The organism is Streptomyces sp. NBC_00358, assembly GCF_036099295.1.
Taxonomy (GTDB): Bacteria; Actinomycetota; Actinomycetes; order Streptomycetales; family Streptomycetaceae; genus Streptomyces.
On the sequence record NZ_CP107976.1, the window covers coordinates 8,256,700 to 8,277,823 of the forward strand.

The 21,124-nt window shown below is 70.6% G+C and carries 15 protein-coding genes; 7 read left to right on the top strand and 8 right to left on the bottom strand.

Going from position 1 to position 21,124, the window contains the following annotated elements; all coding sequences use genetic code 11:
- The first annotated feature begins 31 nt into the window (after positions 1-31).
- From OHT01_RS35345 to OHT01_RS35365, 5 genes are all read left to right on the top strand, one after another.
- A complete protein-coding gene (locus OHT01_RS35345; RefSeq protein ID WP_328557178.1) occupies positions 32-979 on the top strand; it encodes a hypothetical protein in 948 nt (315 codons plus the stop codon).
- Positions 980-1,633: 654 nt separating this feature from the next.
- Complete coding sequence (locus OHT01_RS35350; RefSeq protein ID WP_328557179.1) at positions 1,634-2,428, top strand: putative protein N(5)-glutamine methyltransferase; 795 nt, start codon at positions 1,634-1,636, stop codon at positions 2,426-2,428.
- A 110-nt stretch (positions 2,429-2,538) separates the two neighbouring features.
- On the top strand, positions 2,539-3,342 hold the full coding sequence (locus tag OHT01_RS35355) for an alpha/beta fold hydrolase (protein ID WP_328557180.1): 804 nt from the start codon (positions 2,539-2,541) through the stop codon (positions 3,340-3,342).
- Between the two features lie 523 nt (positions 3,343-3,865).
- Entirely contained in the window at positions 3,866-5,881 is a 2,016-nt protein-coding gene (locus tag OHT01_RS35360; protein WP_328557181.1) for an NADPH-dependent 2,4-dienoyl-CoA reductase, read from the top strand.
- A 105-nt stretch (positions 5,882-5,986) separates the two neighbouring features.
- Entirely contained in the window at positions 5,987-6,535 is a 549-nt protein-coding gene (locus OHT01_RS35365) for a PadR family transcriptional regulator (RefSeq protein ID WP_328557182.1), read from the top strand.
- Between the two features lie 89 nt (positions 6,536-6,624).
- Here OHT01_RS35365 and OHT01_RS35370 read toward each other — a convergent pair whose 3' ends face one another.
- Positions 6,625-7,179 carry a hypothetical protein gene (locus OHT01_RS35370; protein WP_328557183.1) on the bottom strand — a complete coding sequence of 185 codons (555 nt, stop codon included), beginning with the start codon at positions 7,177-7,179 and terminating at the stop codon, positions 6,625-6,627.
- A gap of 343 nt (positions 7,180-7,522) precedes the next feature.
- Positions 7,523-8,503 (bottom strand): fibronectin type III domain-containing protein, encoded by a 981-nt coding sequence (locus OHT01_RS35375; RefSeq protein ID WP_328557184.1) that lies wholly within the window; start codon positions 8,501-8,503, stop codon positions 7,523-7,525.
- A 364-nt stretch (positions 8,504-8,867) separates the two neighbouring features.
- On the opposite strand from OHT01_RS35375, the gene OHT01_RS35380 reads away from it, so the two are divergent.
- The gene (locus OHT01_RS35380; RefSeq protein ID WP_328557185.1) at positions 8,868-9,578 is read left to right on the top strand and encodes a glycoside hydrolase family 75 protein; all 711 of its coding nucleotides are present in this window, start codon (positions 8,868-8,870) and stop codon (positions 9,576-9,578) included.
- A 234-nt stretch (positions 9,579-9,812) separates the two neighbouring features.
- Here OHT01_RS35380 and OHT01_RS35385 read toward each other — a convergent pair whose 3' ends face one another.
- Positions 9,813-10,577, bottom strand: coding sequence for an SDR family NAD(P)-dependent oxidoreductase (locus OHT01_RS35385; protein ID WP_328557186.1), 765 nt, complete (start codon positions 10,575-10,577; stop codon positions 9,813-9,815).
- A 161-nt stretch (positions 10,578-10,738) separates the two neighbouring features.
- Between OHT01_RS35385 and OHT01_RS35390 the strand changes: the two genes are divergently transcribed.
- The gene (locus OHT01_RS35390) at positions 10,739-11,404 is read left to right on the top strand and encodes a TetR/AcrR family transcriptional regulator (RefSeq protein ID WP_328557187.1); all 666 of its coding nucleotides are present in this window, start codon (positions 10,739-10,741) and stop codon (positions 11,402-11,404) included.
- Positions 11,405-11,493: 89 nt separating this feature from the next.
- On the opposite strand, the gene OHT01_RS35395 is transcribed toward OHT01_RS35390, so the two are convergent.
- From OHT01_RS35395 to OHT01_RS35420, 5 genes are all read right to left on the bottom strand, one after another.
- Positions 11,494-11,910 (bottom strand): PTS fructose transporter subunit IIA, encoded by a 417-nt coding sequence (locus OHT01_RS35395; protein ID WP_328557188.1) that lies wholly within the window; start codon positions 11,908-11,910, stop codon positions 11,494-11,496.
- Positions 11,903-12,502 (bottom strand): dihydroxyacetone kinase subunit DhaL, encoded by a 600-nt coding sequence (gene dhaL, locus OHT01_RS35400; protein WP_328557189.1) that lies wholly within the window; start codon positions 12,500-12,502, stop codon positions 11,903-11,905. Before dhaL ends, OHT01_RS35395 begins: the two co-directional genes overlap by 8 nt.
- A gap of 101 nt (positions 12,503-12,603) precedes the next feature.
- On the bottom strand, positions 12,604-13,596 hold the full coding sequence (dhaK, locus tag OHT01_RS35405; RefSeq protein WP_328557190.1) for a dihydroxyacetone kinase subunit DhaK: 993 nt from the start codon (positions 13,594-13,596) through the stop codon (positions 12,604-12,606).
- Positions 13,597-15,110: 1,514 nt separating this feature from the next.
- Positions 15,111-15,824, bottom strand: a complete 714-nt coding sequence (locus OHT01_RS35415; protein ID WP_328557191.1) for a hypothetical protein — start codon at positions 15,822-15,824, stop codon at positions 15,111-15,113.
- Complete coding sequence (locus OHT01_RS35420; RefSeq protein ID WP_443043486.1) at positions 15,821-20,836, bottom strand: RICIN domain-containing protein; 5,016 nt, start codon at positions 20,834-20,836, stop codon at positions 15,821-15,823. The genes OHT01_RS35415 and OHT01_RS35420 overlap by 4 nt, the downstream gene beginning before the upstream one ends.
- Positions 20,837-21,124: the final 288 nt, after the last annotated feature.

The window sequence follows — 21,124 nt, forward strand, 5'->3', positions numbered from 1 at the left end:
GATCTGCCATCTACCTTGGGGGTTCGTGGGTATGTCCGTTCTTGTCTCCGTACCGCGCAGAGCGAGGAGCGTGGCGTTCGCGGCCGTACTGCTCGCGGGGGGACCGGTTGCCTGTGGAGGGGTCGCCAAGAGCGGTTCCGCGGTTGCGGACCTGCCCAAGGTGACTTCCGCGGCGGCTGTGGCGCCCTCGGGGAAGAACGCCGAGGAGGTGACTCCCGCGGCGCCCGTGGCGCCCTCGGGGAAGAACGCCGAGAAGGTGACCCCCGCGGCGGCCGTGGCGACCGCGGGGAAGAACGCCGAGGACATCACGTCGCTCCGCTATCGGATCAGCGGGACCGTGCCGGGGAAAGGCCGCCTGGAGGCCGAGGCCTCCATGAACACGCAACCGCTGGCCATGAGTATGAAGATGACCGCTGCGACCGTCCAGGGTGGGAACGCCCCGTTCGAGATCCGGTTCGTCGACAAGGTGATGTACGTCGGCGGGAGTGCGATACGTCCCGAGAGTCTGAACGGCAAGAGCCGGCTCAGCGCTGCGCCGGCCGTGTGGGGACGCGGCGGAGTGGACAACCAGTCCTACGGCGTACTGCCCAGTCAGCTACAGGCGAACCCAACCGCGCAGTCCACGCTTCTGACCGGGTCCAAGGACCTGCGGCTGATCGGGACCGAGACGGTCGACGGCGCGAGGACCACGCACTACAAAGGGACGGTCAACAGAAAGGGCTTGATCGGAGGGCGCCTCGATCAGTTCTTCCAGCTGGAAGTCTCCGACCCGCTCACCATGGACCTGTGGATAGGCGGCGACCACCGCACCAAGCAGTTCCGACTGCGGGCCGAGCACAATGACGACCTGGTCGGCACCGGAGACGGGCCGCTCGACCTGACCGTCACCTTCCTCGACATCAACCAGCCCGTGACCATCGAATCGCCGCCGGCCAAGGACACCACCCCACTCGCGCCCACCGACGCACAGGAAGGCTGAGCGGCGACCGGAAGCACCCCGAACCTCTCTTGGTCCAGGCGGTAGAGAGCCTCAGCATGGCGTTCCGTGAAGCCGATGATGTCGTGGACGGAACGGCGGCTCAGCTCCTCGGCCAAGCATCGGCAGCTCGCCTGCGTGGCGTTGCCGTTCAGGGTGGCCATCAGCTCCCAGAGGGAGGCCCATGTCATGGTCACCGGCGCGGGATGCCAGAGCCGTCTGACATCCACGGCCGACGTCGACGAGGCCGGACGGCCGCATAGGTCGGCGCCCTCGCACGACCGCCGGTCCTGGCGGTCACGGCCTCCGCAGCAGGTGTAGATCAAACTCATCCGGCCGAGCTCACTGGCCCCGGTCGGCCATCAGTTGCCGGGTATCGCTTGCCGGTATCGGTTCCTGCGTGCCGAGGGCTCCAAGAGCGCCAAGAACGCCGAGATCGGCGTCGAGTGAGCGGAAGCCGGATGCGGCCGTCGGCGACTGAGCGTTCCTGTATGGTGACCGTCCCGGCCTTGGACTGTCTCGGCCGATGAGTCGCCGAGGAGGTGAGACCCATTACCGCTGTGTCAGGTCGGGTGCTCTCCTCTCCAGACGACGCGGTCACCGTCTCCAGGTGACCGCAGGGAGTGCCCTTCGGTTCGTCGAAAGGCCTTCGGCCACATGTCTCCCCTCACTCCTGATGTCCCTGACGCGGCAGGCCTCATGGTCGCCGCGCTCCGCTCCGCCGGCTGTGTCTTCGCCGAGGACGAGGCGGAGCTGATCCTCTCCGCCGCCCGTACCCCGGACGAGGCCGCCGCGATGGTGGACCGGCGCGTCGCGGGACTGCCCCTCGAACACGTCCTCGGCTGGGCGGAGTTCCACGGTCTGCGCATCGCCCTCGACCCCGGCGTCTTCGTGCCGCGCCGCCGTACCGAATTCCTCGTCGAGCAGGCCGTCGCGCTCGCGCGCGACGCGTCCGTCGTCGTCGACCTGTGCTGCGGCTCGGGTGCGGTCGGCGCCGCGCTGGCCGCGTCCCTCGGCGGGCCCGAACTGTACGCCGCGGACATCGACCCGGCCGCGGTGCGCTGCGCCCGCCGCAATGTCGCGCCGTTCGCCGGCCGCGTCCATGAGGGGGACCTTTTCGCGGCGCTGCCCACCACCCTGCGCGGCCGCGTCGACGTCCTGGCCGCCAACGTGCCGTACGTCCCCACCGACGAGGTCGGCCTGCTGCCGTCGGAGGCCCGCGACCACGAACCCCTCGTCGCCCTCGACGGAGGCGCCGACGGACTCGACCTGGTGCGCCGGGTCGCCGCCGAGGCGCCGCGCTGGCTGGCCCGCGGCGGCTGCCTGCTCGTCGAGACGAGCGAGCACCAGGCACCCACGGCCGTCGAGGCCTTCGCCCGCGCCGGACTGATCGCGCGCCTGGCCGTCTCGGAGGAGAGGTACGCCAACGTGGTGATCGGCGTGAAGCCCTGACCGGGCGGGCCGGACACGGCGACATGCCGCGTTCGGCCCTCGGTCGGCCGATCGCGTCGCCCCGCGCGCCACACTCCGGCTGACGGCAGGCACCAGAGGGAGGCCCGGACATGAGCAGCACCCCCCAGACGTTCGACGCGTGGGACATCAAGGAGTCGGGGCCCGCGGACGCGGGCACCAGGGTGCTGCTGCTGCCCGGCGGGATGTGCAGCACGGCGTTCTACGACGATCTGATGGCCGCACCTCCTCTCGCCTCCGCGCCGGTACGGCTGGTGGCCGCGACCCTGCCGGGGCACGCGGGCACCACGCCGCCGCACGATCTCTCCATGGAGAACTACGCGGCGCTGGCCGGCACCCTGGCCGCGGAGCGGGGCTGCGACGTCGTGGTCGGCCACAGCATCGGCGCCAACGTCGCTCTGGAGATGGTGGCGGGCGGGCACTTCGCCGGCCCCGTCGTCCTGCTCTCCCCGACGTTCTCGGCCTCCGACGAGGACAAGGCGCTGGCGATCGCCAACAGCCTCGGACGGGTGCCGGGCGTCGGCATGCTGGCCTGGGCGGGCCTGGTCAAACTGACGCCCAGGGCCATGGCGGGCAATCTGCCCCCGGCCCGGCGTGAGGCGCTGACCGCCGAGTTCGAGAAGAACGACCCCGCGTTCTGCCGCCAGGTGATCCGGCACCATTTCGACTATCTGCACCGGTACCCGGACCTGGTCTCGCGGCTCCGCGACTCGGGTGCGACCGCCTGGGTCGTGCGCGGCGACCACGACGACATCGGCCTGACGGACGAGGAGCGGGCCGGACTGGAGGCGGCACCCGGCGTGACCCTGGTCATGGTCCCCGACGCGGGCCACCTGGTGATGGTCGAGCAGCCCGTGGCGGTGGCCGAACTCGTGGCCCGGGTGGCACTCGGCTGAGCCTTCCGCCCGGGCCCGCGCCGCCATCTCCCCGGGCTCCCCACCGCGATCTCTCCCACCGCGGCGGCGAGATTCCCTCCGGCCCCGCGCCGGGATCTGCCCCGGCCCTGTGCCGGGATGTGCCCCGGCCCTGTGCCGGGACCTGCCCCGGCCTCGCGCCGGAACCTGCCCCGGCCCCGTGCCAGGATGTGCCCCGTCCTGGAGTCGAGGCGTTCCCCGGCGCCGCGTCGAGCCGTGCTCTCGCCCGAGGGGGGGGGAGCACCCCTTCGACGCCGGACCGAGCGATCCTGCGACCCGGGGGCGTCCTTCCCGGCCGTCCCCGAGCGACCGCTCCGGCCGTCCCCGAGCGACCGCTCCGGCCGTCCCCGAGCGACCGCCCGGGTCGCCGGAGGGCACCTTTCCGGACGGTCGCCGCATGACCCTCCGGTCCGTGGCCGAGTGACCCTCGTCATTGTGCAACTAGTTGCACAATGCGGGGCGCGTCGTCTACAACGGACGTACGTCACCGCGCATGGAGGGCCCGATGAGCCGTTACCCGCATCTGCTGAACCCGCTCGACCTGGGCTTCACCACGCTGCCCAACCGCGTGCTCATGGGCTCCATGCACGTGGGCCTGGAGGAGGCCGAGCGCGGCTTCGAGCGCATGGCCGAGTTCTACGCGGCCCGCGCGCGAGGCGGCGTCGGCCTGATCGTCACCGGTGGCATCGCGCCCAACGACGCCGGACGGCCGTACGAGGGCGGCGCCAAGCTGACCACCGAGGCCGAGGCCGAGCAGCATGCCGGGATCACCGCCGCGGTGCACCGCGAGGGCGGGAAGATCGCGATGCAGATCCTGCACTTCGGCCGCTACGCCTACCACCAGGACCTGGTCGCCCCCAGCGCGCTGCAGGCCCCGATCAGCCCCTTCACGCCGCACGAACTCAGCGACGCCGACATCGAGCGGACGATCGACGACTACGCGCGCACCGCCCGGCTCGCCCGCAGCGCCGGATACGACGGCGTCGAGATCATGGGTTCCGAGGGCTACCTCATCAACGAGTTCATCGCCCTGCAGACCAACCGGCGCGAGGACCGCTGGGGCGGCTCGTACGAGAACCGGATGCGCTTCCCCGTAGAGATCGTCCGCCGTGTACGCGAGGCCGTCGGTGACGACTTCATCATCATCTACCGCCTGTCGATGCTCGACCTGGTGCCCGGCGGCTCCTCGCTCGAAGAGGTCATCACGCTCGCGAAGGCCGTCGAGGCCGCCGGGGCGACCATCATCAACACCGGCATCGGCTGGCACGAGGCCCGTATCCCCACGATCGCGACCTCGGTGCCGCGCGGCGCGTACGCCTGGGTGACCAAGAAGGTCATGGGCTCCGTCTCGATCCCGCTGGTGACCACCAACCGCATCAACACCCCTGAGATCGCGGAGCAGTTGCTCGCCGACGGGCACGCCGACATGGTCTCGCTCGCCCGGCCGATGCTCGCCGACCCCGACTTCGTCGCGAAGGCCGAAGCCGGACGTCCGGAAGCCATCAACACCTGCATCGGGTGCAACCAGGCCTGCCTCGACCACACCTTCAGCGGCAAGATCACTTCCTGTCTGGTCAACCCCCGCGCCTGCCACGAGACGGAGTTGGTCCTCGCGCCGACCCGGCTGCGCAAGACCGTCGCCGTCGTGGGCGCCGGGCCGGCCGGACTCGCCTGCGCCGTCAGCGCGGCCGAACGCGGCCACGACGTCACCCTGTTCGACGCCGCGGGCGACATCGGCGGCCAGCTCAACGTGGCCCGCAAGGTCCCCGGCAAGCAGGAGTTCGACGAGACCATCCGCTACTTCCGCACACAGCTCGAACTCCACGGCGTGGACGTCCGGTTGAACACCCGGGCCACCGTGGACACCCTGGAGGCCTTCGACGAGGTCGTCGTCGCCACCGGCGTCCGCCCGCGCACCCCGGAGATCCCGGGCGTCGACCACCCGAGCGTCGTCGGCTACCTGGACGTGCTGCGCGACGGAGCCCACGTCGGTGACCGCGTGGCCATCCTCGGCGCCGGCGGTATCGGCTTCGACGTCGCCGAGTTCCTCACCGACAGCGGCGACAAGGCGAGCGAGGACCCTGCGGCGTACTTCCGCGGCTGGGGCGTCGACATGGACTACCGGACGCCCGGCGGTCTCGCGGCCCCCGAACGGCCCGCCCCGCCGCGCATCGTGCACCTTCTGCAGCGCAAGGCGTCCAAGGTCGGCGCCGGACTCGGCAAGACCACCGGCTGGATCCACCGCACCGAGCTCAAGCACCGCGGTGTCACCATGGTTCCGGGCGTCCAGTACGACCGGATCGACGACGCCGGACTGCACGTCACCGTCGACGGGCACAGCCAGGTCCTGGAGGTCGACACGATCGTGCTCTGCACCGGCCAGGAACCGCGCCGCGACCTGTACGACGCGCTGCGCGCCACGGGCCGCGGCGTCCACCTCATCGGCGGCGCCGACGTGGCCGCCGAACTGGACGCGAAGCGGGCCATCAAGCAGGGCACCGAACTGGCGGCGGCCCTCTAGGGCTTGGCCGGGCCACCTGAAGCAACGAACCACGGGCCCGCGCGGTGTCCGGCGCGGTACGGCCGGGCACCGGGCGGCACCCGCGGCCCTCCCTAGGATGACCCCATGTCACTCCCGCACGCGATCCTCACCGCCCTGCTCGAGAAGCCCTCGTCGGGCCTCGAACTGACCCGGCGGTTCGACAAGTCGATCGGCTACTTCTGGTCGGCGACGCATCAGCAGATCTATCGCGAGCTGGGGAAACTGGAGGGCGAGGGGTACATCCGCGCGCTGCCCCCGGAGCAGCACGCCCGGGGCCAGAAGAAGAGCTACGAAGTCCTGCCGGCGGGCCGCGCCGAACTGGCCCGCTGGACGGCCGTCTCCCAGGACCCGAAGCCGCTGCGGGACACCATGCTGTTGCGCCTGCGCGCCGCCGCCGTCGTCGGGACCGAGGGCGTCGAGGCGGACCTGCAACGCCATCTCACGCTGCACCGGCGCCAGTTGGTCGAGTACGAGATGATCCAGGAGCGGGACTTCCCGCCGGGGAAAAGCACCCCCGAAGACCGTCTGCGCCACCTCGTCCTGCGGGCGGGCATCGACCTGGAGACCTTCTGGACCCAGTGGCTGACCCACGCCCTGGCGGAGTTCGAGACACTGCCGGGGCACGATCAGTGATCCGGTCCTGAGCTCGCCGGACCGGCTCACCGGGCGGCCGTCCGCCACCGAGGCCGACGGAACGGCCGCCCGACGCGGCGGACTTCGGATCAGAGCCGGTGCGGCTTGGACCGTCGGCGCAGGAACCACGCCGCCGCCACCGTGCCGGTCACGACCAGGGCCGCGCCGCCCACGACCGTGACCGTGCCGTAGTCCTTCACGGCTCCGCCGAGCCCGCCCATGACACCGCGTGACGGGGAGGGGGAGACCGTGGTCGAGATCGTGGGGGTGGCGGGAGGCGCGGTGGGCGCGACGATGATCGACTGAGTTCCCGCCGTCGTGCCGTCCTGGCAGACGACGATGACCGTGAAGGTGCCGGGGCCGACGCCTGTCCAGGCCGCGGACTGGTTGCTGCTCGTCCCGGTGAGCGGCATCTGCCGCCCCTGGGCGAAGTTCGCCTGCCCGCTGGAGAGCAGCGAGGCATCGCCGAAGCTGCTTCCGTTGCTCGGGCAGGCACTCGTGGTGACCGAGACCGATGTGCCACTGGTACTCACCGAGATCCCGGAACCCCAGGCGACGGCCGCCGGGGCGGCCAGGGCGAGCGGAAGCGCAGCGGTGGCGGCCACGGTCAGGCCGGAGCGGAGAAGTGTCTGAGTGGTACGCATAGGAACTGCCCTCCAGCGGCACGGTTGGCGGTACATCCCATGCGCCGCCGAGGATTGGAAAGGCCCGTGCTGCCTCGGTGCGAGCCAATGCGCCCCGGGCCCGGCCCGCATGCGGACGGGGACCGGGCAGGTGATGAATTCCATCGTCCGGCGGACTGACGATCGATCGCCGGTGGATTCCGGCGGAGGGCTGACGGGGTGCGGACAGGGTGCTGTCGAGGTGCGGACGGGCTGCGCACGAGGCCGAGGTGTCCGGCGGCCCCTTCGCCCGGGCGCACCTGTGGCCGGGGCCTCTGCCAGGTGGCCCTCCGCCCGGCGGCCCCCTTGCCAGGCGGGCTCGCCGCTACCCCGTCGTGACGGAGCGCTCCGCGGAGAAGCCGCCCCAGGTGCCGTCGGGAAGCTTCGGCCGGATGCGTACCCGGTGCGTCACGCCCGCGTCCCGGCCGATGTAGAAGCTGTACGTGCAGGTGCCCGACGGCGGGCTGCCACCCCAGACGAGCGAGGTCACGGCACGTCCGTCGAGATCGATCTCGTACTCGCTGATCACGCCGTCGACCTGGGGCGCTGTCCATGCCAGGTCGATGTAGTACGCCCCGTCGCTCCGGTGGCCCGTCCCCCGGAAGCCGGTCGGTGAGGTGCCGCGGCCGTCGTCCGTACCGGGCGCTGTGGTGATCCGGACGGTGCCGCTCGGCGGCGAGAGGTTGTCCGCGGCGTCGCGGGCCCGCACCGTGAAGGCGTAGGCCGTGCCGGGCCGCAGCCCCGTGACGACCGCGGCCGTCTGCGCGCCGCCCACGCTGTGGATCTTCGAGGTGCCCTGGTAGATGTCGTACGACGCCACGCCCCGCGCGTCGGCCGACCTCGTCCAGGAGAGCTGGACCGCCCGGCTGCCGACCGCCCTGCCGTGCGGGCCGCCGGGGCGGGTGGGCGGAGTGCGGTCCGCCGCGACCGCCGGCGGGGTGGTGGCCCGCACCGGTCTGCTGGGCGGCCCCGGGACTCCGGCCGCGTTCCGGGCCCGGACCGTGAAGACGTACGGGGTGGACGGTTCGAGTCTGGTGACATCCACCATGTGCTCCGAACCGGGCACTTCCTTGACCTTGGTAGTGCCGCGGTACACCTCGTAGCGCGTGATCCTCGGGTCCTCCGAGGCCAGGTTCCACATGACGTGCACGCTGGTCGCGCTGCCCGCGGCGGCGGTCACACCCAGTGGCGCGGCGGGCAGCCGTTCGCCCTGGCCCGATGTCGCGGCACCCCAGCCGCAGGACGCGAGCGCCGGCAGCGCGCCGCACAGCAGCGCGCACAGGACGATCCTGGGAACACGTCGCACGGGTCCGCCCTCCCTCGACGGGATTGGTCTGTACCTATAAGACACGGGTGACGCGGCCACATCAAGAGGGGCGACGTTGTTGGCCGGACTGTCCCGGACGTACGTATGCTGCTGTTGACGCGGCGTGAACTCGCCCCGATCTCAGGGGAGTTCGTGCCCGCGGCGCGGACCGCTGTCGTCGCTGATCCCGCGCCGACGCGTGCGGTCGAGGGGCCGGAGCCGGCTGCGGCTCGGGCCCTCGACCGTGCGGCGCCCGGCGAAGTGGCCGTGCACCGTCCGGCCCCCTCCCGGTGGACGCGCTGTCGGACGCCCACCAGATTTGGGCAGATGAGCGTCCGTGTCCCCCAGGAGAGGGTCTCCCATCGTGCGTGTCCAGTCGCTGACGCTGGCCGCGGCCGGCGCGGCCGCCCTGCTCGCCTCGGCCCCGGCCGTGCTGTTCACCACCCCGACCACGGGCCGCCCCGGAAGCCCCGTCGTGCCGGCGCGGGAGGGCTCCGTCAGGGCCGCCGACCTGCTGGCGAAGCTTGGTGGCTGCGTCGCCGTCTCGAACGGGCGCTACCGCAGCGACGACGGCACCCGTGCCGAGATCCCGGTCTGCGGAGCCCAGGACGCCGTCTTCTGGAAGGCGGACATGGACATCGACTGCGACGGCAGACCGGGCCCCCTGTGCAACAGCCGCACGGACCCGCTCTTCTCCGAATCCACGGCCTTCCAGCAGTCCGACGGCCGCTATCTGAGCGCCGAGACCCTGCCCTACATCGTCGTCCCGGCCCCCAGTGACGTCTGGAACTACCGGGACCACGGCATAGGGCCGGGCTCGGTGGCGGCCGTGATCTACCGGGACCGCGTCCAGTACGCCGTCGTCGGTGACACCGGCCCGCAGGACATCATCGGCGAGGCCTCCTACGCGGTGGCCGCGGCGCTCGGCATCCGCCCCGATCCGCGCGGCGGCGGTACGCCGTCCGGGGTCACCTACATCGTCTTCAAGAACTCCCGGATGTCACCGATCGAGGACCACGCCGCCGCGGTGGCGGCGGGGGAGCGGCTGGCCCGGAAGCTCGTGGGCGAGGAGTAGCCGCCGGAGTCCGGCGTCGGGCCGCCGCGGCGGAGGCCCCGGCGGTCCCTCCCCGGTACGGTCCCGCAGCGGGACGTCGGGACGTCGGGACGTCGGGACGTCGGGACGTCGGGACGTCGGGACGTCGGGACGTCGGGACGTCGGAACCCGGCGCGGCCGACGGCGGGGCGGCCGTCCGCCAGCCGGCACCGGCTCGGCGGCCGGTGCTCGGTGCTCGGCGCTCGGAGCCGGACGTCAGACGGCCGCCCAGCCGTTGTCCACGGGCAGGATCACGCCGTTGATGTTGCTCGCCGCGTCCGAGGCGAGGAACACGATCGCGGCCGCCTGCTCCTCGGCCTCGGCGGCCCGGCCGACGTTGCCCATGTACGCGCCGAGAACGGCGGGGCCGTGCGCTCCGGCCTCCAGGTCCACGGTGATGGCCGTCCTGGTGCCGCCCGGAGCGATGGCGTTCGCGCGGATGCCCTTGTCCCGGTACATGACGGCGAGGGACTTGGTGAGCCCCACCATGCCGTGCTTCGAGGCGGTGTACGCGGCCCCGGCGGCGCTGCCGCGCAGGCCCGCCTCCGAGGCGGTGTTCACGACGGCGCCCTTGCCGGCCGCGAGCATGTGCGGCAGTACCGCCCGGGTGAGCAGGAACGGAGCGGTGAGGTTGACCCGGATGACCCGCTCCCACTCCGCGTCGCTGACCTCGGCCACCGCCGACATGCGGTCCATGATCCCGGCGTTGTTCACCAGCACGTCCACTCCGCCGAACCGCTCCACCGCCGTCGCGGCCACCCGGTCGACGACCGCCTGCTCGCTCAGGTCGCCCGTGACCGCCACGGCGCTGCCGCCGGATGCCTCGATCTCCTTGACGACCGCCGCGGCGCCCTCGGCGTTGAGATCGGCGACGACCACCCTCGCGCCCTGCGCCGCGAAGGCGAGGGCGGCGGCGCGGCCGATGCCCGAGCCCGCTCCGGTGACGATGACGCTGCGGCCGTCCAGTCCAGTGGTGGTCATGACGTTCTCCCAGAAGTGCGTACGGGCGCGGCCGAGAAGCTGCGCGACCACCGTACGACTTAATGTCGCTGAATGACAGAAAGTCTTCGGAGGTGCCGACGGAGATCGCTACAATCGCCGCAGTCCCGGCAGCACCCGCAGACGGAACCAAGGAGCCACCAGTGCCGCACGGCGCGATCGGCGAACACCCCGGCCGGGGCCGCGGCCGTACCGGGCGGCCACCGCTGACCGAGGAGCGCAGGGCCGAGATCCGGCTGGAGATCGCCCGCGCCGCCGTGGAACTCTTCGTCGACCAGGGCGTGACCGCCACCACCGGGGACCAGATCGCCCAGGTCGTCGGTGTGTCCGCGCGAACCCTGTGGCGCTACTTCCCGAGCAAGGAGAGCTGCGTCAGCCCGCTGTTCGCGGCCGGGATCGAAGCGATCGCCGCCGCGCTGCGCGCCTGGCCCGTCGGCGGCCCTCTGGAGGACGCCCTGGAACGGGCGTCCACGATCGCCGAGGGCCCGTTGGCGAGACCGCAACCGCCCAGGGTCCGCACCCTGCTGAGGCTCACCCGCACCGAGCCGGGGCTGCGTGCCGTCTGGCTCCAGGCCCACGACGAGGCCGAGCCGGTCTTCGCCCGCGCCCTCGCCGACCGCGCCGGGCTGGGCGCCGTCGACCTGCGCTCGGAGATCCAGGCCGCCATGCTCAACGCGGCGCTGCGCGCGGCGGTCGAGCACTACGCGTGGCGCACCGACGAAGAGGAGCCCGACCCCGCGAAGGCCCAGGCGGAGATGGCGGTGACGATCCGCTCGGCCCTGACGGTCGCGGCGCAGGGGATCTCCTGACCCGGGTCCTCATACGTCCGGGTCCTCGTGCATCCGGGTCCTCGTGCATCCGGGTCCTCATACGCCCCGGTTCTTGCACGTCCGGGTTGTCACACCTTGCGATACGTGTACGCGTCCGCTGCCGCCGCCTCCACCGCGGCGAGGTCGGCGCCCGCCGAGGCCGTGACGACGGCGGCCACCGCTCCCTCGACGAAGGGGGCGTCCACCAGCCGCGTGTTGTCCGGGAGTTCGTCGCCCTCGGCGAGCAGCGCCTTGACCGTGAGCACGGCGCTGCCCAGATCGGTGAGTACGGCGATGCCGGCACCGCGGTCCACGGAGGCCGCGGCGGCGGCGATCAGCTCGGCGCTGGTGCCGAGCCCCCCGTCCAGGGTGCCGCCCGCCGGGGAGACGGGGGCGATCGCGCCGCCACCGGCCAGGCCCGTCGCCAGTTCGGCGACGGACGCGGCGACGGCGGCGCTGTGGGACACCAGCACTATGCCGACGAGCCCGTCCTCGGTGTCACTCATCGGCCGCCTCCACGAGTGCCGCGATCAGCAGGGCCGAGGACGTGGCGCCCGGGTCCTGGTGCCCGATGCTGCGCTCGCCCAGATAGCTGGCCCGGCCCTTGCGGGCCTGCAGGGGCGTCGTCGCGGCGGCGCCCTCCTCGGCGGCGGACTTCGCCGCGGCGAACGACTCGGCCAGCGCGTCGACCGCGGGGACCAGGGCGTCGATCATGGTCTTGTCGCCGGGCGCGGCTCCGCCCAGCGCCATGACCGCGTCGACACCCGTGCGCAGCGCGTCCGCGAACTGTTCCCCGGTGACCTCGGTGGCGTCCCCGAGTGCCTTGCCGGTCCGGCGCAGCAGGGTGCCGTAGAGCGGTCCTGACGCACCGCCGACCGTCGAGATCAGCTGCCTCCCGGCGAGCGTGAGAACGGCGCCGGGGGTCTCCGGAGCCTCCTTCTCCAGGGTGACGGTCACCGCGGCGAATCCGCGCTGCAGATTGCTGCCGTGGTCGGCGTCACCGATCGGTGAGTCCAGGTCGGTGAGCCGTTCTGCCTCGCGGTCCACGGACGCGGCGGTCACCGTCATCCAACGGCGGAAGAATTCGGCGTCGAGCACGGAATCTCCTTGCGTGATATGGAAGTTGACCTGGTGCCGGTCGGCCGGCGTTCGGCCTGCGCCGAGCGGCGGCTGACCTTCGCGCGACCGGACGGCCGGGTTCACACGCCCCAGCGCAGCCCCGGTGTCTTCACCGGCGCGTCCCACAGACGCAGCAGATCCTCGTCCACCTGGCACAGGGTCACCGAGGCCCCGGCCATGTCGAGGGAGGTGACGTAGTTGCCGACCAGGGTGCGCGCCACGGGGATGCCCCGCTCGGTGAGCACCCGCTGTACCTCCGCGTTGAAGCCGTACAGCTCCAGCAGGGGGGTGGCGCCCATGCCGTTGACGAGGACCAGCACCGGATTGCGTGGTGCGAGGTCCTCCAGGACCGCGTGCACGGAGAAGTCGGCGATCTCGCGTGAGGTCATCATCGCGCGCCGCTCCCGGCCCGGTTCCCCGTGGATGCCGACGCCGAGCTCCAGCTCCCCGGGCGGCAGGTCGAACGTCGGGCTGCCCTTGGCCGGAGTCGTGCAGGCGCTGAGCGCGACGCCGAAACTGCGGGAGCTCTCGTTGACCTGCCGGGCCAGTGCCTCGACGGCCTCCAGGGGCGCGCCCTCCTCGGCGGCGGCGCCCGCGATCTTCTCCACGAACAGCGTCGCGCCCGTTCCGCGCCGTCCGGCCGTGTACAGACTGTCGGTGACGGCCACGTCGTCGTTGACGAGCACCTTGGCGATCCGGATGCCCTCGTCCTCGGCCAGCTCCGCGGCCATGTCGAAGTTGAGGACGTCGCCCGTGTAGTTCTTCACGATGAACAGCACGCCCGCGCCGCTGTCCACCGCGGCCGCCGCGCGCAGCATCTGGTCCGGCACCGGTGAGGTGAAGACCTCTCCGGGGCAGGCCGCAGACAGCATCCCGGGGCCCACGAATCCGCCGTGCAGCGGTTCGTGCCCGGATCCGCCGCCGGAGACGAGGCCCACCCGCCCCGCGACCGGCGCGTCCCTGCGTACGATCACGCGGTTCTCGACGTCCACCGTCAGCTCCGGATGGGCCGCCGCCATACCCCGCAGCGCGTCCGCCACCACCGTCTCCGCCACGTTGATGAGCATCTTCATGGGTACCTCCCGGTGAAATTAACAGACGGGTTCCTGGCCTGCGTTTTCCCTGGTCAAACCTAGTGCGGATAGTTCTGGATCTTGGCGCTTCAGGGCGCTCGTTGTCGGGCTCCGGCGGTACTGATGCTGACCCGATGCTGACTTTAGTGACGGCCTGTCAGGTGAGTGGGGCAATGGGATGGGGTCGGCGGGAGTGCTGTCCCTTGCAGTATTGACCTTGCGGCAGCGAAGGTCACGCGGGCGGACGCTCGGGGATGTACGCGCGTACTCGAACCGCTCTCTGACGTCTATGTCTGGGGCGGGGGCGAGCTGGACCGCGTACCGGGCGGTGATCGACTCCTCGCATGTGCGAGCTGCTCGGCGGGGCTCCGAAGCGGTCCCGGCCCGGTCGACCGGGCAGGTCAGGGCATCACCTCATCGTCGACGGGCGGGGTATCCCGCTCGCGGTGCCGCTGACCGGCGGAAACCGCGGGTGACGTCACCCGGCTTCTGCCTCTGCTGGACTAGATCCCGGCGATCGCGAGCCGGGCGCGCGGACCATTCCGGCGCCCCGATGCGCTGTCGGCCGTTCGCGGCTGCGGCCACGACAAGTACCGCCGTGGGATCCGACTTGTGATTGCACAGGTCCGCACCACGACCGAGTCGGATCGGCGAGATCGATGTCTCCGCCGCGGCGAAGGCGAGCCGGTGACGTTCGTCGTGAAGTTGTCTACCGCGTCCCGCTGACCTGCGGTGATGCGGTCGTGTCCGTCTCTGAGCTGCGCAGATGACTCTTGCAGCGTCGTTCAGGATGGTGTGACGTTACGCAGTCGATTCTCCCCACGCGCTCCCCAGCACTCCTCGAACTCCCCAGATTCTCGCAGGGATGACGTTCGCTGCGGGCAGGGAGAGCCGGGGACGCCGGTGCGTGTGAGACGCCGGGTGGCGACACAGCGTCACGGCTGGCCATACCAGCCAGCAGGTTCCTCGTACGCTGGTGGTACAGACTCGATACCCCGTTGACCAGTGGAAATGGTGAAGGCTGAGGTCCTTGGAGCGGTGTTGGCCCGTATCTGGTCCGGATCTCCGGAAGTGGAGCCGAGCGGCGTTGCCCGTTCCCTGCTCTGGCGACAACACGGCGAAGGGCGTGGGACTCTCCGTCTCCAGTCAAGGCTCGAAGGGTGTGAAGGGCGGCGAGAAGGTCTCCTTTGCTCGCGCGGAGAGGACTCGGTGATGCTGATCTTGAGAGTGCGGACGAACGGCTCACCTCGCTCGCGCGGAGAGGACGACGGAGCGCGCAGCTTTGAACGCCACGCATCCCAGGATGAGACACGAACGAGCAGCACCGTGCCCGATCCGTCCCTCTCCAGGCCCGTCAACCCCAGCCGCACCTACCACCTCTTCGCGCTCTCAGAGTCCTTCCATGGGCTAACAAGTCGGGTGAAATCTACCTCTTTGAAAGTGGAGAGGCTCAGTCCTTGCCAGGCGACCTCCCGCAGGGGCGGGCGGTTTCCACCCGCCTCTGCGCTTCGTTGTCAGTCGGTCCGGTCGTTGAGGCCTTCGCGCACGAGCCAGTACGGGTAGCCGAACCGCTCGCCGAGGGCGATGAGGCTTCCTCTGTCGGCGGGCACCTGGTACGCCTTCATGGCGCGCAGGAAGAACCGGTAGCCGAGGTCGGCGCACGCCTCGGTGACCACTCGCTCCAGGGCCGGCACGAGGCCGGTCACCGGAGCACCGAACGGCGGGTCCTGCGCCGCGTGGCTCAGGCGCCCCGAGGCCGGACGGATCACCTGGAGGACGTCCCGTCGCAGTTCTTCGTCCACTACCGGCTGCGCCGGCAAAGGGACGAACGCGGAATCGTCCTGGCGCACTCGGGCCAGCCATGCCGCTTCGGCGCGACGCAGCCAAGTACGGGCGCTGATACCGCACTCGGCAGGGTCGAACAGGCCGTGTGTCGCCCCGAGCCACGTCGTGCGGATCGTGTTCTCCGGGAGCGGGGACCGAAGAAGCCGCTGGACGTCCTGGCCCAACTGCATCGCTTTGGAGCGGTCGAACTCGTCGACCGCCAGTGACGCGAAGCCGAGCCATTCCGCGAGAGGTCCGCCCTCGGGGCGGATGTGGCGGTCCGGCTCCCGGTCGAACATGTCCACCACACTCCACCGTGAGGCGATCCAGGTCAGCCCGATGTCCGTCACGTAGACGTCCTCCGGACAGCAGTTCTCGGACTCCTTGCCGTCAGTCAAGATCACCCTTCCAGATAGGAGGTGTAGACGACCCACTTGCCATGCGGGTGCTGTGCGTTCTTCTTGCCGATGTACTTCAGCTGCACGACGACCCAGTCGGTGTCGACGGCGCTCTTCACCGCTGCGGTGCCGTTACGAACCCATTTGTCGCCCAGTTTGATCCCGGACATGTCGCGCACCTGCCACCGGATGGACTTAAGGTCCGTCCGCGGATCGAAGCGGCCGCCCCTTCCGAGTTTCTGAGCGTTCTTGTTCTCCCAGCTGATCAGATCGGTCACATTGTCCGGGTGGTGGTCCAGCCACTGCGTGATGGCCTTGTCGACCGCATCGGCGGCAACATCCTTGCTGGCCCACCGAGTCGCTATGCCCCGCCTGTTCCTCGGGTCCAGCGCCTTCGCCGCCATGTCTGCGTCCGACTTGTTCACGTGGTCGCCGATGGTGTGAGCGCCCTCGATGTCCTCGTCGGCGATGATGTTCACACAGTTGTGGACGAGGATGCTCTGGGGGTGGGCACCTTCGGTGCTGACGTAGAACGTGTGAAGACTGTCGACCGTCAGGTCGTAGACCTCGCGAGGCGGCAGACTGGACCGGTCCTTCAGGGCCGTCACGATGCGGAACGTACCCTCTGCCGTACGCAAGCTGTCACCCACCCGCAAGGCGGAGACCGGCGTCCAGCCGCGGTCCTTGGCGAAGAAGCGGTGGCCCTTCGTGCTGGAGATCACCTCACCGGCCAACGTGATGTCCACCAGCCGTCGGGTGTCGTGCCGCATGGTGTCCGTCACCGGCCACGCAGACGCCCGACCGGTCTGCGGATCCGTGGCATGGACGAGGTCCCCGATGCGTATGTCGCGGATCGCCTTGTGGGATCCGTCTGCCATCAGGACGTCAGTGCTGCCCGGGAAACTGTTCCGGGTGCACGAAGTCGTGATCTCCTCGTAGAGTTCGACCTCCCTCTCAATCGCGGCTACCGCCACCGCGTCCACACCGTCGAGAGCCTTCAGTGCCTTGAATGCGTCTCGGATGCCGACACCGGTCACGAACGCGGCATCCACTGCACGCAGCGCTTTCGCGATGGGATTGATGATCTTGCCCGCGAACAGGCTCGCTACGTCGACGGCTGCCCAGGCGCATCCGATGCCGCTTCCGTGCGCGCCGCCCGGGGCGATCTTCTGGGCGCACTTGATCCAGTTGCCGAAGAGAATGTCGACCGGGTCGATGTTCTCCTGCCACTCGGCCATCGTGATGGTGTGTGTGACCTTCTGGGACTGCTCCTTGGATTTGACCTCGCCGAGGTACTTCGTCGCACCGGACGGGCACAGGAATTTCTCCAGATCCAGGTCCTCGGCAGTGCACAGATACAGGTCGAGCAGCGCTTTGTACCGGATCTTCGTGGTTATGGTGCAGTCGCCCTTGTAGACGAGTTTGCTGACCCAGCCGTCACAGCTGCTCGTCTTGTCCACGACCTCCGGTTCGCCGACCTTCTCGATGTGGTCGATGACATAGAAGACATTGCCGATCGAGCCGTCGCTGCCGTTGGGGACAGTTCCGGTGTTGATCTGCTTCGCCTTCTCCGCCTTCTCGGCCCTGTCCGCGGCGTCCTGGGCTTCCTCGGCGTATTTGTCGGCGTCCTTGGCGGCCTGTTCGGCTTCGGTGGCGGCGGTGTCGGCGAGGGTGGCGGCGGCGCGGGCGTCCTTGGCGTCCTGTTCGGCCTGGGCGGCGGCTGAGCGGGCGGCTGTGGCGTCGAGTTCGGCGGCGTCGGCGCTGTCGCGGGCGTCCTTGGCGTAGCCCTCGGCGTTGCCGGCGGCCCTGTCGGCGGCTTCGGCGTCGGCGGTGGCCTGGTTGTCGTAGTCGACGGTGCGGGCCAGTGAGGCCGCGGCGGCGGAGGCGGCCTTGGCGGCGTCGGCGGCGTAGCCGAGGGCGTCCTTCGCGTACGTGCGGGCGTCCGCCGCGTATCCGGCGGCGTTGGCCGCGTGCTGGTAGGCCTCCTTGGAGTCGCCCTTGGCCTGGTCGGCGAGGTTCTTGGCGGCCTGGGCCTCGGCGGCGGCGTTCTTGGCGTGGGCGTCGGCGACGGCCTGCTGCTGGTCGGCGATGGGCTTCGACGCCTGTCCGGTCAGGACGACCAGGACGGCGGCGGAGTCGTTGTCGGCGTAGGGGGAGCCGAGCTGGATGGCGTCGTTGGCCGGGTCGGCGACCTGTTCGGCCGACTTGCCGGCGTCCACGGCGGCCTGGGCGGTGACATAGGCGTAGCCGGCGGCTTTCGCGGAGGCCACGAGTGCCTTGGCCGCCTCCGCGTTGGCGGTGTCCGCCTGGGTCTTGGCGTCCTTGGCGTGCTGTTCGGCCTCGTCGGCGAGCTTGACCGCGGCCCTGGCCTCGGTCGAGGCGTCCTGGGAGGCCTTGATGGCGTCGGCGACGGCACTGGTGGCGGTCTTGACTGCGGCGTCGGCCTTCAGCTTGTCGGCCTGGGCGGCGTCGGCGTCGGAGCGGGCGCGCTTGGCGGCCGCCTCGGCGCGGGTTGCCGCGGCGTCGGCGTCGGCTGCAGCCTTGGTGGCGGCATCGGCCTCGGAGCGTGCCCTGGTCGCTGCCGTCTCGGCGTCGTCGGCCGCCTTGTCCGCGTCGTTCGCGGCAGCCCGGGCCGCGGTCGCCGCGTCACCGGAGTCCAGGGAGTCGGCGTACGCCTCCTTGGCGTCGGCCTTGGCGCGGGCCGCGTCGGCCTTCTGCTCGGCGTCCCAGGCGTCGTCCCGCAGGGACTTGGCGTGGTCCTTCGCCTTGACCGCGTCGTCGCGCCGGTCCCCGGCGGTCTTCTCCGCGGCCTCCGCCTTGTCCTTGGCGTCCTTCGCCGTCGTCGCCTGGGACTCGGCGTTTTTGCGGTGCTCGGCGGCCTCGGCCCGCTTGACGGCGGCCGTCTCCTTCTCCGCCTTGGCCGTCTTCTCCTCGGCCTCCGCCGCGAGCCGCTTGGCGTGCGCGTCGGCGGCCGCGGCCTTGGCGTCGCCCTCGGCCTTCAGCGCGTCGGTGAGCTTGGCCTGCGCGGTCTCCTTGTCCTTCTTGGCGTTGTCCCGGTGCACCTTCGCGGCGTCGGCGGCGGCCTTGGCCTGCAACTCGGCCGTCTCGGCGGCCTTCTTGCGGAACTCCGCCTTCGACTGCGCCGCCTGCGCCAGCGCACGCTGCGCGATGGTCGCGCTGTCCCCGGCGGAGGCGCGGGTGGCCGACTCGGCGGTCTCACCAGCTTTCTCCAACGCCGCCAGAGCGGCGGCGGCACCCTTGGTGACCTGGTCCTTCTGCTGCCCGACCAACAGACCACGACCACGCGGCGCCCCGTTGCCGTCAGCGATGCCGTAGGCGGCCTGGACCGCCGTGTCCGAGGTGGCCGACGCCTTCTGCGCGGCAGCGAGCTGCGCCTTCAGGACAACCAGTTGCTTCTTCGCGGCGACCTGCGCGGCGGCGATGCCGCTCGTCGCCTTCGTGAACTGCGCCTTGTCCGGGTAGTCCAGCTGTCCGGTGCCGTTGTGGCCGGACGGCTTGATGTCGAACTGCTGCGCAGGGGTGTCGTTGCAGGTGTAGAGCTTGGCGTCGTTGCCGTTGTCGAAGGTGTGCAGGTCCAGGCACTTGCCCGTACCGACACTCTTCAGGCTGGTGGCACCGCGCAGTTCGGACGACCAGGTCTGCGACGTGGACTCCTTGCACGACGAGATCTGGATGGTCGTGCCGTTCGCCGTGTTGTTCCCGGCCACGTCCAGGCACTTGAGCGAGTTGACGTTCTGCAGGTGCAGCTTGTCCTCACTGCCCAGGAGCACCCACTTCTGCGCTGCGGAGCCGTTGCACGTATACACCTGGACCGGCGTGCCGTTGTCCTTCTTGGCGCCCTGGACGTCGAGGCACTTGTCCTTCGCGGCGTGCACCTCGATGACGGTGGGGCTGTCGCCCACCCAGCCCAGACCGCCCGGCATCCAGTAGTCCTGCCACCGGGTGAGACGGTCGGCGTCCCAGGACTGGCCCAGCATGTCGCTCAAAGCCTTCGCGCCCTTGGAAAGGGCGTTGACCGCGTCCTTGTTCGCGCCCAGGATCTGGTTGCGCTGCGCGGCCTGCGAAGTGACCTCCCGCTGCCACTCGTCGGCCGCCGTGGAGGTGACGTCGCCCAGCACGCCGTCCGGGTCGACCGGATCCCGCCAACCACACGCGGCAAAGCGGGACTTCACATCCTCGACGGCGATGCGGTACTCCGGCGTGCCCGGCTGCGGCGCGGTGTGCGGAAACCCACCGGAGGACAGGAAGAGACGGGCGTCGTCCGCGCCGGCGTTCGTCGCCGGGCCCCCGTGCATCCACTGAAAGGCACTGCGCTCGGCGAGCGCGCGATTCCACTCCGCCGACGTCGTCCCGGTGGGATCGGGGTCCTTCCCGTAGAGGGGGTCGCCCACCTGATCGACGGCCTTGAGGGTCTTGTCGTCGGCCTTCGGGGTGGCGTCGTCGTAGAAGTCGGAGTCGGTCTTCCAGAACCGGTCGGCGACCCAGGCGGACAGACCGGTCTGGGAGTAGAAGCTCTTGTCGCCGTCGGGCGGCCAGTGGAAGTCGGTGTCGGTGAATCCGCCGGGAGTCGCAAGACCGTCCAGAGGCTTCTGCCAGGCATCCCGCTGAGCGGAAAGGGCGTCCATCTCCTTGCCCGCCGCGTCGCGGTCGTTGTTGTACGCGACGGCGAGCGGTGTCCGTTCCCAGTTCTTGCGGTCGGCCAGGACGTGGAGCTTGTCCGAAGTCTGGTTGAGGCCGTCCTGCGCGGCCGCGGCCATCGACGGGCCGCCGAGGCGCAGTACGTCGGCCATCAGACACTGGTCCTGGCGCAGTTGCTCGGCGGCGGTGTCGTCGTACCAGGGGTAGGAGTCGGCCACCGGCTCGGTGTTCGGCCTGATCGAGCCGGGCTGCACCGCGAGAGCGGCGAGGACGGCCAGCGCGGCTGCCGAGGTGACGGCGGAGGTGCGCTTCCGCGATCTTCGCGCTGCGGGCAGCCGGAACCATGGTCTGGGGTGCAAGGAGGCATCCCTTTCTGCGTTCACTGGGGGGGTACGAACCCAAGGAACGGCCGAACAGCGGAGAGCGGTGATCTGCTTCTGAGGGGCACTCAGGAGCACGTCGGACCAACCGCATCAATACATGCGCCGAGCCGATACGACGGCATGGCGACGCAACCCCTCCCCGTGAGCGACGGTGTTCCCCCGGTCGCTGAATGACATGCGCGAACGCGGAACTGGTCAGGTTCCGCGCCATGCGCTGCGCCACCTTATGCAGACATGTCACACAGAGGTTCGATGAGTTTGTGA